This window comes from Bradyrhizobium sp. HKCCYLRH3061 (assembly GCF_051168015.1).
Taxonomy (GTDB): Bacteria; Pseudomonadota; Alphaproteobacteria; order Rhizobiales; family Xanthobacteraceae; genus Bradyrhizobium.
The window spans coordinates 88323-100565 of the sequence record NZ_JBNPUE010000013.1 but is presented as its reverse complement, the minus strand read 5'-3'; the positions used below and the strand labels follow the sequence as shown (position 1 = coordinate 100565).

Genomic DNA, 12243 nt, shown 5'->3' with positions numbered 1-12243 from the left:
AGGACTGCGCAACGACGAAATCGAGATTGCGCAGGCAGGGACCCGACATTCATCCGGCGGCGACGCGCCTGCGCCACAGTGGCTGGCCGGCGCGAATGCGGGCGCCCTCCGTGACATTGGGACAGAACGTGAAGTCGCCCGGCGCGAGCAGGATGATGGTCGAGCCGTGCTCGAACCAGCCGAGCTCGTCGCCCTTGCGCACATTGTTGTGACAGGGGTAGGCGAGCGGCCGCTCGGTCTGCGCGTTCAATACGCGGTCGAGCGCATGCAGGCGGATGCTCGCGACCAGGATCGCCGCCACCGGCACGATCGTGAACGGCTCGCCCGAGGCGAGATGCGTGCGGATCACGGCGCGCTCGTTCTTGCAGAACAGCCGCTCGACCCGCTTCAGCGCGATCGGATTGACGTTCCAGACGTCGCCATGGATCAGGCTGACATGCTCGAGCGTCATGTCGTACGGCGCATGGAAGCGGTGATACATGCTCGACGTGAGACGCAAGGTGACGAAGCAGCCGTTGCGGTGGGTGTCGACCACGGCGGGATCTGCGACGAGCTCACGCAATGAATAGGGTGCGCCCTTGATCTGATAGAGCTCGCCGTCGCGGATCAGACCGTGCGCGCCGATGATGCCGTCCGACGGGCTGGTGACGATGGCAGGATCGGGATCGAACGGCCGCAGGCCGGGCTTCAGCTCGCGCGTGAAGCAGGCGTGCAGGCTTTTGAAGCGGTTCTCCTTGGCCTCGGAGAGATCGAGGTCGGAGAACAGCTTCCACAGCGCGATCGAGGCGTCGCGGACCAGCGGGTTCTCGATCTTTGAGAACCAGCCCATGAAGCGGGTCAGCGCGGCGCGCGGCACGCGGTTGGTGAGCAGGAAGTTGAGGTCTTCCTGTTGGGTGACGGAGGCGATCAGGCTTTTGACTGTCATGAATCTGTCAGCAGGAGTGGTTAGCGCTTTTGGACATGATGGAAAACTCGATTCCTTATGTATCGCTCGCCGTTGGCGCTGCCGTGACGGCCGCCATGGCCCCGAAGGTCAAGGCCCGCATCGAGCTGTCGCGCGCCAAGCACCGCTCGCTGGCCGGCCATTCCAAGATGTCGCGCCGGATCTCCAGGCTGATCCCGCGCTATGAGTTCGAGATCGACGACTTCTTCCGCTCCGACGGCGCGCCGCAGGCGATCGCCACGAAGCGCCAGGACGGCTTCTTCCGACTCGGCGCGTTGTTCCAGGAGAGGTTCGCCAAGAGCCGCGCGCTGACGGCGGAGGCCGCGAGCCGCATCTCCGACCTGCAGTTCACCCAGAGCTACCGGGTCCCCTTCCAGTACAGCCGTCTGGTCAAGGAGCAGCTCGGCGCCGGCTCGTTCATGCAGGCCTCCTCGGGCGTCACCCTGACCGATCTCGACGGCAATCAGTTCTACGACCTCACCGGCTCCTACGGCGTCAACATCTTCGGCTACGATTTCTACAAGGAGTGCATCGCAGCCGCCGAGCGACGCGCGAGCGCGCTCGGTCCGGTGCTCGGGCTCTATCACCCGGTCGTGGCCGACAATGTGAAGCGCCTGACCGAGCTGTCCGGCATGGACGAGGTCTCGTTCCACATGTCCGGCACCGAGGCGGTGATGCAGGCGGTGCGGCTCGCGCGCTACCACACCGGTCGCAGCCATCTGGTGCGTTTCGCCGGCGCCTATCATGGCTGGTGGGGCGACGTGCAGCCCGGCGTCGGCAATCCGATTGCGCCGCACGAGACCTACACGCTCGCCGAAATGTCCGAGCGAACCCTGCATGTCCTGCGTACCCGCCGCGACATCGCCTGCGTGCTGGTCAATCCGCTGCAGGCGCTGCATCCGAACGGCAACGCGCCTGGCGATTCCGCGCTGGTCGATTCCTCGCGCAAGGGGAAGTACGACCGCGAGGCCTACACCGCCTGGCTGAAGCAGCTGCGCGATGTCTGCACGGAACGAGGCATCGTGCTGCTGTTCGACGAGGTCTTCCTCGGCTTCCGGCTCGCTCCGGGCGGCGCACAGGAGTATTTCGGCATCACAGCCGACATGGTCACCTACGGCAAGAGCCTCGGCGGCGGACTGCCGATCGGCGTCATCTGCGGCAAGCGCGAATTGATGCGCCGCTTCCGCGACGACCGCCCGGCCGACATCTGCTTCGCGCGCGGCACCTTCAACTCGCATCCTTACGTGATGGCGGCAATGGACGAGTTCCTGAGCCGGCTCGACAGCCCGAACTTCCGCGCCATCTATGACGGGCTGGACGAGACCTGGAACGGCCGTGCCGCGCAGCTCAACGCGGAGCTCACCGCCAAGGAGCTGCCGGTGCGCGTCTCCAATCTGCAGTCGATCTGGCTGGTCGAGTACACCGTGCCGTCGCGCTACAATTGGATGCTGCAATACTATCTGCGCGCCGAGGGCCTGGCGCTGAGCTGGGTCGGCACCGGCCGCTTCATCTTCAGCCTGAATTACACCGACGCCGATTTCGCCGAGGTGACCAGGCGCTTCGTCTCGGCGACCGAGAAGATGAAGCAGGACGGCTGGTGGTGGAACGACGGCACACTCACCAACAAGGCGATCAAGCGCCAGATCCTGAAGGAAATGCTTGGCGCCGCGTTCGGGCGCTGAGGCCAGCGCCTCCCCCGCTTGCGAGGGAGGTCGGCGGGCTCGCAGAGCCCGACGGGTGGGGGCCGCGGCACGACGCGCTCTCACGATCAGCGGAGCAAGCCTGCCCCCTCCCCGCCCCTCCCCCGCAAGCGGGAGAGGGGGCGCACTGCCCTTGCCGCAACAGCCTGCGTTCAACATCGACAGCCCCCACAAACACCGATGCCCGGGACCGGCCCGGGCATCGCGCAACTCCGACGCATCGGTCCGATCAGGCGTGCTGCTCCTCGAGGGTCTCGCCCATGAGATGCAGGCCCGGATCGATCAACTCGCCGCGCAGCAGCGCCAGCGGCGCCGAGCGGTACTGCATGAAGTCGTTGAACGGGTCGGTGATGATCTTGGTCATCCAGACGAGGCCGGTCTCGACGTCGCGGATGAAGAACAAATGGATGGTGCGGAACAGCAGTCCGCCGATGCCGATCACCAGCCAGAGCTTGGCGGTCTCGCGGACGAACTCCATCGCCGAGGTCCAGGGCGGCAGCAGGCCGAACAGGGTCGGCTGCAGATACAGCACCACGGGGGCCGCGGCCCAGATCGACATCAGCACGACCTTGCGCTGCAGATTGTAGCCGACCTTGATCTCTTCCTTGTGCTCGTGGGTCGCCTGGTTGACGTGGTCGTAGCCCTTCGGCTCGAAGAAGAAGTGGCCCGCCTGGCGCGAGGTCATCGACACCAGCCAGCCGATCAGCGCCGAGACCAGCGGATCGAACACCATCATCACGTAGGCGATCATGAAGCTGAGCGCGCTGACAAAGTGCAGGCTCTGATTGATACGGCTGTGATGATAGTAGCGATGGTCGTCCCAGCGCTGGATCCGCAGCTGCTCCAGGAAATGCTTGATCATGGTTGCTCCGAAGAATGAGTTGCAGGTCGTGTACAGGGATTCGGTGTAGATGGTGTGACATCATCAAGATGTCACACGATCGGACGCAGTGAAACGTTTTGGACTACGGAGAACGCCGCAGCGGCGGTAGACGGTGGCCGCGGCTTCAAGCCGCGGCAGCACGCTCCAGCTTGCGGAAACGGACCAGCGAGAAATGGCCGAGCGGCGGGATCAGCCGGCGCTCGACCAGCTCCATGCGCTGCGCTCCGGCGAGCCAGCGCATGTAGCGCGACCAGCCGAATTCGGCGGTGCGGAAGCCGAGGCGGCGCACGACCGGCTGCAACGCCTGCTCGACCACGCGGCGCATGCCGGCATCGGCGCTGACGCGGGTCAGGATGATCAATTCGCCGCCCGGGCGCAGGACGCGGGCGAACTCATCGAGCGCGACCTCCGGGTTCGGCACCGCGGTGACGACATATTGCGCCATCACGACGTCGAACGAATCGTCGGGGAAATCGAGCTGCTCCGCGTCCATCACCGCAAGCCCCTCGACGTTCTTCAGCCGCTGGTCGGCGACGCGGCGCATCGCCTTGCCGAGCATCGCCTCGGAGATGTCGGTGCCGAACACGCGCACATGCGGCGCATAGAGCGGCAGCGAAATGCCGGTGCCGACACCGACCTCGAGCACGCGGCCGCCGAGCTTGTTGGTGGCCGATATCGCGGCCTGGCGGCCCTTCTCGAACACGCCGCCGAACACGAGGTCGTAGATCGGCGCCCAGCGGTCATAGGCCTGCTCGACCTGCTCGCGATCGAAGTCGAGCTCCCGCGCGCCGTCGAGCTTCATGGTTTCTGCCATCGTTACATCTCACTTGGTTTGGAATTGATCGAGTGACGCAAGATCCGCCGTCAGCCGCGCACCGCGCTCTGGCCGGCCAGCACCGGGGTCGGTCGCACGACGCGGGACGGCTGCAGCACGGCGAGATTGCCGATGAACTGGCGCGCGCTGTTCTCCCAGGAGCGGTCGAGCGCGAACGCCCGGCAGGTCTCGCGCGACATCGTCAGCGCCTTCAGGCACGCCGCGCGCAGATCCCAGTCGATCGCCCCGATCGGATGGTCGGCGATGACGTCGAGCGGACCGGTCACGGGGAAGGCCGCGACCGGCGTGCCGCACGCCAGCGACTCCAGCTGCACCACGCCGAACGTATCGGTCAGGCTGGGAAACACGAAGACGTCGGCGGCCGCCATGTGCGCGGTCAGGTCCTTGCCGGTCTTCTCGCCGAGGAAATGCGCGGTGGGGAAGCGACGCTCGAGCTCCGCCTTCTGCGGACCGTTGCCGATCACGACCTTCGAGCCCGGCAGGTCTAGCGACAGGAACGCCTCGAGGTTCTTCTCGACCGCGACACGGCCGACGGTCATGAACACCGGGCGCGGCAAATCGAGCGTGACCGGCTCATCCGGATTGAACAGTTTCGTATCGACGCCGCGGGTCCAGAAACCCAGCTTCTTGAAGCCGCGCGACGCGAGGTCCTGCTTCAGCGAATTGGTCGCCACCATGGTCATCGCGGCCGCATCGTGGAAGCGGCGCATCACCCAGTAGCCGACGGCATCGGGAATGCCGGTGCGCACCGAGACATACTCAGGGAAGCGCGTCGTGTAGGACGTCGTGAACGGCAGGCCGTGGCGCAGGCAGTAGCGGCGCACCGCCCAGCCGATCGTGCCTTCGGTGGCGATATGGATCGCATCGGGTGCTGCGGCCTCGATGCGGCGGGCGATCTCGCGGCCGTTGGTCACGGCGAGGCGCAGGCCCGGATAGGTCGGCACGCCAAACGACGGAAACCCCTCCGGCGTGAGGAATGTGATGTCGGCGCCGAGGCCTGTGGCCGCGCGCGCCAGCGAGGTGAGCGTGCGCACGACGCCGTTGACCTGAGGGTGCCAGGCGTCGGTTGCGATTAAGATCCGCATAAGGCGATCCGGAAAGTTGCAGCGATTCTGAACAGCCGCAAAATCCGACATTGTTATTTCAGGCGTGTGACGTCATCGAACTGTCGAAGGGTCTTTTTGGCCGCCCGCCGCTGTTTTCCCCGCGATCCGTGGCCGTCCCGCGCGGGCGCTGTCGTGAAACCGTCATGAAACAAACGGTTAAGCCGACGAAACCGTTTTGCGTGCAGCGCGCAAACGCAACGAAACTTTTCTCCCCTATGAGTTGCAGCATCGGGCGTTGGTCAATGCGCCGCAAAGAATGATGACAGGCAACTGATTTTGACGACGCCGGCCGAGACAAGCGCGGCGCGCAACAAGCGATCAAACGAGGGGACGTCCATGGTCACGCCCGGCACAGTGTATTCGTCATCCCGCATTCTCTTTGGTGTACTCGTCGCATCCGCAATCGTGGCGGCGACGCCGACGCAGGCGGCACCTCCCGCGCCACTCCCCTTCCCGTTCCTGCTGCCGCCGCCGATTGCGGCCTATGAGCCGCCGGCGACGGCGCCGCAACTGATCACACCGCGCGAGGACGAGGCGACCGCCTATGAGTTGCCGGCGCGGCTGCGCCGCCAGGTCGTGAGCTATTCGACTCGCGAGGCGCCGGGCACGGTCGTGATCGATACGCCTAACAAGTACCTCTACTACGTGCTCGGCAGCGGCCAGGCAATGCGCTACGGCATCGGCGTCGGCCGCGACGGCTTCACCTGGTCGGGCGTGCAGTCGGTGACCAGGAAGGCGGAATGGCCGGACTGGACGCCGCCGCCGGAGATGATCGCACGCCAGCCATATCTGCCGCGTCACATGGCCGGCGGTCCCGGCAATCCGCTCGGCGCCCGCGCGATGTATCTCGGCGGCACCGTCTACCGCATCCACGGCACCAACGCGCCGGAGACGATCGGCACCCATGTGTCGTCGGGCTGCATCCGCCTGACCAACCAGGACGTGATCGACCTCTATTCCCGCGTCAGCGTCGGCGCCAAGGTGATCGTGCTGCCGATGGAGCGCCGCGCCGATCTCGGCCGCATGACACGCTAGCCCGCGCCGCTCGTTCCTTCTTCCGGATCCTCCCTGACTGGACCGCCGAGGCCCAAAAGCCGCGGCGGTCATTTCTTTGCGCGCATGTCGGCGTTCACCATCACGGCCGATTGATGATGATCCGCGTCACGGGCTGCCCTGGCGCGCCTCCGTCCGGCCCTGTAAGCTCGGCAATCTTGTATTAACCGCGATCTCGCCGCTTCCGGCATGGGCCGGCGTGGCAGCTGGAGTCCGTGGATCCGACATGAACCTTCCGACACCGCGACCGGATTGGCAAAGCAGGCCGCATCCGCTCGCCCCGAGAACGCAGCCTCCGCCGCGGCGCTCGCCGCCCCGGCTGCGGCTGATCCTGATCGGCGCCGCCGGCCTTGCCGCCATCGTGCTGGTCGGCATCATCATCGTGGAGGTGTTTCTGTTCTCGGGCAGCACGCCGGCGCCGCAGCTGACCCAACTGCCGCCGCTGCCGCCGGCCACGCGCAATTCGATCATCATGACGCCGGTCTCGATCTCGCTCGGCGCGATTCGCGACGCCGCCGAAAAGGCCACGCCGCGCAATTTCGCCGGCAAGGCCGACAATCCCGTCAACCAGATCCTGCAGAATGCCGACATCGGCTGGACCGTCACCCGCGGCGCCATCGCCGCCACCGGCACCCAGGACACTCTGTCGCTGGCGACGCCGCTCTCGGGCCGGCTGAACGTCACCGGATCGCTGTCCGCCAAAGCAACCGGCGCGCTCGGCGACGCCATCGGCGGCCTGCTCGGCTCGGATGCGGCCAAGCAGATCGGCGGCATCAACATCAAGAATCTGAACGCCACCGCCGACATCAAGGGCAACGTGCTGATCGCGATGCGGCCGCGGCTGGCCGCCGCCTGGTATGTCGAGCCGAACTTCACCGCCCAGGTCAATCTCGGCGACACCGCGCTGACCGTCGCCGGCGCCCGCGTCAACGTGCCCGCGCAGATGAAGCCGGTCATCGACAAGACCGTCAACGACCAGCTCAGCGCGCTCAGCGACAGGCTGCGCAAGGACCCGACCGTGCGGCGCGTGGCGCAGGCGCAGTGGGCCCGCGCCTGCCGCTCGGTGCCGCTTCAGGGCACCACGCCGGGACTGCCCGCGGTCTGGCTCGAGATCAAGCCGACACGGGCGCTGGCCGCGCAGCCCGCGATCGATGCCAACGCCGTCAGCGTCACCATGGGAATCGAAGCGGAGACCCGGGTCACGGCGGCCGAGACCAAGCCGGAGTGTCCGTTCCCGGACAAGATCACGATCATTCCACCCACCGCCGGCGCCATCAACGTCGCGGTTCCGATCGACGTCCCGTTCACCGAGCTCAGCAAGCTCGTCGACTCGCAGCTCGCCGGGCGGACGTTCCCCGAGGACGGCTCCGGCCCGGTCGCGGTCACGGTGAAGCACGCGACCGTCGTGCCCTCGGGCAACCGGCTGCTGATCTCGCTGCAGGTGAAGGGCAAGGAGAAGGAGAGCTTCTTCGGCCTCGGCGCCGACGCGACCGTGCACATCTGGGGACGCCCCATGGTCGATCAGGCGCAGCAGATCCTGCGGCTGTCGGACCTGCAGCTCGCCGTCGAATCCGACGCGGCGTTCGGCCTGCTCGGCGCCGCCGCGCGCGCCGTGGTGCCGCATCTGCAGCGCGCGCTGCTGGAACGTTCGGTGGTCGATCTCAAGCCTTTCGCCGACAACGTCCGCGACAAGATCGCGACCGCGGTCGCCGAGCTGCAGAAGAACGAGAACGGCATCCGCGTCGATACCGACATCAACAACCTCGCTTTGACCGACATCGCCTTCGACGCCACCGTGCTGCGCGTGATCGCCTCGGCGGAGGGCACGATGTCGGTTCGAGTCAATACGTTGCCGGGACTGTGACGGGCCGTTTCGGAATGTCGCATCCCGTCGCTGCGGGCGTTCGGATCGTGCAACGACCGGCAACGATTCAATCGGGCCTGACCTGGTCTGCGGCCACTCACGAATGTCCGCACCGTTTCCGGTAACCCGATGCAGCCGCATCGCGCGAGCGTGCTGCGGCCCCGAGGCCATACGTTTCGCGAGGCTTGACGCGCCCTCACGGAAGCCGCAACACGGCGCAGGGAGAGATTGTCGGGCCTTGTCCGCGCGCCCGTCGCAGGAAACATTCCGTAACAAAATTCTTCGCAAAACGCCGCGATTCTAGGTCACTTGTCGGTATGGCCCAGACACAACCACACATTCTTGTCGTCGAGGACGACCGCGAGACGCGGACGCTGATCGCGAAATATCTGCGCAACAATGCCTGTAACGTGACCACCGCGACCGACGGCCGCGAGATGACCCGCATCATGGGCGACCACCGTGTCGATCTCCTGATCCTCGACGTCATGCTGCCCGGCGAGGACGGCCTGACCTTGTGCCGCAAGCTGCGCGCGGAATCGCAAGTGCCGATCATCATGCTCACCGCGCGCGGCGAGGACGTCGACCGCATCCTCGGATTGGAGATGGGCGCCGACGACTATCTGCCAAAACCGTTCAATCCGCGCGAGCTGCTCGCCCGCATCAACGCGGTGCTGCGCCGACAGGCGGCCGCGATGACGGCGAGCGCAACCGAAGGCGCGACCGCGCTGAGCTTCCTCGGCTGGACGATCGACTTCCGGCTCCGCGAACTACGCAATCCCGAAGGCGCGCGCGTCGCGATGACGAGCGCGGAATTCGATCTGCTCCGCACCTTCTGCGAGCGGCCGGGCCGCGTGCTGTCGCGCGACAGCCTGCTCGACCTGACGCAGGGCCGCAACGCCGGCTCGTTCGAGCGCTCGATCGATGTGCTGGTCAGCCGCATCCGCCGCAAGATCGAGCCGGACCCGCAGGAGGCCACCATGATCAAGACCGTGCGCTCCGGCGGCTACATGTTCACGCCCGTCGTCGAGGTGGTGACCGGCCCGCAAAGCCATTGACCGGCCGGATCGAATGGCGATGTCATGATGTCGTTCGGCTTTCTCAACCTCAAGGGAATCCGCGGCCAGATCACGGCGCTGGTGGCCATTTCGATCGTGGCGCTCCATGCCATCATCACGGCGACGTTCCTGATCTATCGCGCCGAGCAGCCCGACCCCGAAAACGAAGTCGGGCCGTTTCAGCTCGCGACCGCCATCCGCATTCTTGGACGCGCGCCCGCTGCCGAACGGCCGCGACTGATCTCCGACATTGCCCGCGCCTATCCCGAGTTCGAGCTCAAGCCTCACGCGGGACCTCTGCCGGATGGCCGCCGGCGCGAGCCGGCCGGCCCCGACGTCGAGGCCGGGACCGGTGGCGACGAGCGCCACCCGGTCCCTCCTGAGCTCACCGACGGACGGCCTCACGGTCCGGGCGGCTTTCGTGGCCTTGGCCCAGGCTATCGCATCTTCATGCCGCCGCCCGGCTCCCAGACGCATACCGTCATCTTCGCCCTTCCTGATGGCAACATGGTCTCCGCCCGAATGGCCGACCGGCCGCACCGGCCACCGTTCTGGGGCGCCCCGTGGCTGACGACGATCATGTTCGCGCTGATCAGCACGACACTGCTCGGCTTGTGGGCGGCCCGCGCGCTGACCTCACCGCTGTCGAGCTTCGCCAAGGCTGCCGAAAGCTTCAGCCTCGATGGCGATGCCACTGCGCTGCCCGAGCGCGGACCGGAAGAGATCCGGTCGCTGGCGCGCGCCCTGAACCGGATGCGCCAACGCATCACGGCGCTGATGAACGACCGGACCAAGATGCTGGCGGCCATCAGCCACGATCTGCGGACACCGCTGACCCGCATGCGGTTGCGCTGTGAGTTCGTCGAGGACGAGCTGCAGCGCAATCGCATGCTCGCCGATCTCGATCAGATGCATGCGATGCTGGGCTCGGTGCTGTCATTCCTGCGCAACGGCCGCAAGCTCGAGCCGATGACGCTGGTCGATATCGCGAGCATCCTGCAGCTCGTGGCTGACCAGTTCGCCGATGTCGGCCACAATGTCACTTACATCGGCCCGGCGCACGCGATGGCGACGGTGCGGCCCGACGATCTCATGCGCTCGGTCACCAACCTGGTCGAGAACGCCGTGAAGTACGGCAAGGAAACCGTGATCAGACTATCGGCGTCGGGGAAGTGCCTGACGATCGACGTGGAGGATGACGGACCGGGGATCGCCGATGCGCGCAAGCCCGACATGCTGGAGCCGTTCGTGCGCGGCGACGATGCCCGCAACATGGACGAGGCCACCGGGTTCGGCTTGGGCCTCTCGATTGCGAAGGCGATCGTCCAGGCGCACGGCGGCGAGCTGTCATTGCACGATCGCAAGCCGCGCGGGCTGATCGCCCGCATCGAGCTGCCGCTCGGCCAGACCACCTTGCGCCCCGCAGCATGACGCGCGAACGCGCCCGGACGGATCCGGGCGCGCCGCGATCGAGACGATCGACTAATCGTCTGTGACGCCGTTACTCCGAGTACTTGAACTCGGGCATCGCCTTGAGCTGGTCCTTGGTCGCGTTGATCATCGCATGGTCGGGATACCAGCGGTTCTTCGAGCTCATCGACGAGGACGACGTGCCGGTGGCGGCACCGGTCGTCGTGGTCGAAGCCGGCGGGTTGGTCGACGAGGTCGTGCCAGAAGCCGGAGCGTTGGAAGCCGTGGTCGACTGCACCGGCTGATCCGAGAACTTCACCTGGTCGAAAGAGACCGCGACGAGGTGCTCGCCCATGCCGAGGAAGCCGCCGACGCCGATCACGACGCCCTTGACCGCGCCGCTCTTGTCGACCAGCAGGTCGTCGATCGAGCCGACGTTCTCGTTGTTGTTGTTGTAGACCTTGACGCCGACGAGCTTCGAGCTGCGCCAGTCGCCCTGATAGGACGCAGCGGTGGTGTTGCTCTTGATCGTGGTGCTGGTCGTGGTGGTGGTGCTCTCCGCAGCGAAGGCGGCGGTCGCGAGCAGCAGGGAACCGGCGAGGCCGGCCGCAACAGTCTTCATCACCATGTGGTGTCTCCTCTCAGTGAATGGTGACGAGAGAACGGCAATGGACAGTCGGCGTTCCCAGGGAACCACGATTTCGTCACGCTGCGCGACAAGCCGTCTCAGTGCGCCGCGGCAGTGTCACTTTGTGACGGTTCGGGGAGCTGGCGGACGTCGTTAGTACGGTATGACGCAGCTGCGTGGAGCTTGTTAGCTGCTCGCCGCGGTGACGGTCGGCTCCCTCTCCCCGTTCTTACGGGGAGAGCGTTGGGGTGAGGGGCAGCCGCGAGGGTGGTCGGGCATAGTTGGACCGTACCCCCCCGGATTGCATCTTCGATGCAATCCGACCTCTCCCCGCAAGCCGGCGAGCTCGAGCGGAGCAAGCCGCTATTGCTGTGCTCACTTCGGCATCAACCGATAGACCATCTGTTCAGCATTCCGTCCAGGCCCATTGAATTGCTCGGCTGGGGACGCCTGCCGACTACGCCGCCATCGCACCGTCCTCGTCGACGGACTCGGCATAGAAGGCGATGGTTTCGTAGCGATAGTCGCAGAGGCGGCAGTGCCAGAGATAGGCGGTGCGGCGGCCGTCCTTTTCGACCCAGGACGGCAATGCGATCGCCTCGCCACATTGGGCGCAGGGATTGTTTCGCGGCAGATCCACGACGCGAACCGTGGATGGCGTCGCGTCGATGTCGAATGAACGGTCAATGCTGGGTGAATGATCGTCGGCTGCCTTCACGGCCATGACGCGCTCCCTCTCTGTTCAGTCTTCTTGAATGAGTCA

At 66.0% G+C, this 12243-nt stretch carries 11 protein-coding genes; 5 read left to right on the top strand and 6 right to left on the bottom strand.

Going from position 1 to position 12243, the window contains the following annotated elements; all coding sequences use genetic code 11:
* Positions 1–49 precede the first annotated feature (49 nt).
* On the bottom strand, positions 50–925 hold the full coding sequence (asd, locus tag ACQR2C_RS21220; RefSeq protein WP_315804385.1) for an archaetidylserine decarboxylase: 876 nt from the start codon (positions 923–925) through the stop codon (positions 50–52).
* Positions 926–960: 35 nt separating this feature from the next.
* On the opposite strand from asd, the gene ACQR2C_RS21215 reads away from it, so the two are divergent.
* Positions 961–2625, top strand: a complete 1665-nt coding sequence (locus tag ACQR2C_RS21215) for an aminotransferase class III-fold pyridoxal phosphate-dependent enzyme (protein WP_434882029.1) — start codon at positions 961–963, stop codon at positions 2623–2625.
* A gap of 247 nt (positions 2626–2872) precedes the next feature.
* Here ACQR2C_RS21215 and ACQR2C_RS21210 read toward each other — a convergent pair whose 3' ends face one another.
* The 3 genes from ACQR2C_RS21210 to ACQR2C_RS21200 form a co-directional block, all read right to left on the bottom strand.
* A complete protein-coding gene (locus ACQR2C_RS21210) occupies positions 2873–3505 on the bottom strand; it encodes a hypothetical protein (protein WP_316177869.1) in 633 nt (210 codons plus the stop codon).
* A 145-nt stretch (positions 3506–3650) separates the two neighbouring features.
* Positions 3651–4340, bottom strand: coding sequence for a class I SAM-dependent methyltransferase (locus ACQR2C_RS21205; RefSeq protein WP_434882028.1), 690 nt, complete (start codon positions 4338–4340; stop codon positions 3651–3653).
* A gap of 50 nt (positions 4341–4390) precedes the next feature.
* Positions 4391–5446, bottom strand: coding sequence for a glycosyltransferase family 4 protein (locus ACQR2C_RS21200; RefSeq protein ID WP_316217598.1), 1056 nt, complete (start codon positions 5444–5446; stop codon positions 4391–4393).
* A gap of 357 nt (positions 5447–5803) precedes the next feature.
* Here ACQR2C_RS21200 and ACQR2C_RS21195 point away from each other — a divergent pair, with 357 nt between their 5' ends.
* The 4 genes from ACQR2C_RS21195 (at position 5804) to ACQR2C_RS21180 (ending at position 10873) form a co-directional block, all read left to right on the top strand.
* A complete protein-coding gene (locus ACQR2C_RS21195; RefSeq protein ID WP_434839188.1) occupies positions 5804–6502 on the top strand; it encodes a L,D-transpeptidase in 699 nt (232 codons plus the stop codon).
* 244 nt (positions 6503–6746) lie between these two features.
* Positions 6747–8384, top strand: a complete 1638-nt coding sequence (locus ACQR2C_RS21190) for a DUF4403 family protein (RefSeq protein ID WP_315804380.1) — start codon at positions 6747–6749, stop codon at positions 8382–8384.
* Positions 8385–8701: 317 nt separating this feature from the next.
* Positions 8702–9442 (top strand): response regulator, encoded by a 741-nt coding sequence (locus tag ACQR2C_RS21185; protein ID WP_316177862.1) that lies wholly within the window; start codon positions 8702–8704, stop codon positions 9440–9442.
* A 24-nt stretch (positions 9443–9466) separates the two neighbouring features.
* Positions 9467–10873, top strand: coding sequence for an ATP-binding protein (locus ACQR2C_RS21180; protein WP_434882027.1), 1407 nt, complete (start codon positions 9467–9469; stop codon positions 10871–10873).
* 70 nt (positions 10874–10943) lie between these two features.
* Here ACQR2C_RS21180 and ACQR2C_RS21175 read toward each other — a convergent pair whose 3' ends face one another.
* On the bottom strand, positions 10944–11480 hold the full coding sequence (locus ACQR2C_RS21175) for a PRC-barrel domain-containing protein (protein WP_316238377.1): 537 nt from the start codon (positions 11478–11480) through the stop codon (positions 10944–10946).
* A gap of 457 nt (positions 11481–11937) precedes the next feature.
* Positions 11938–12204: a hypothetical protein gene (locus ACQR2C_RS21170; protein WP_434882026.1), complete on the bottom strand. Its 267-nt coding sequence runs from the start codon at positions 12202–12204 to the stop codon at positions 11938–11940.
* Between the last annotated feature and the right edge of the window lie 39 nt (positions 12205–12243).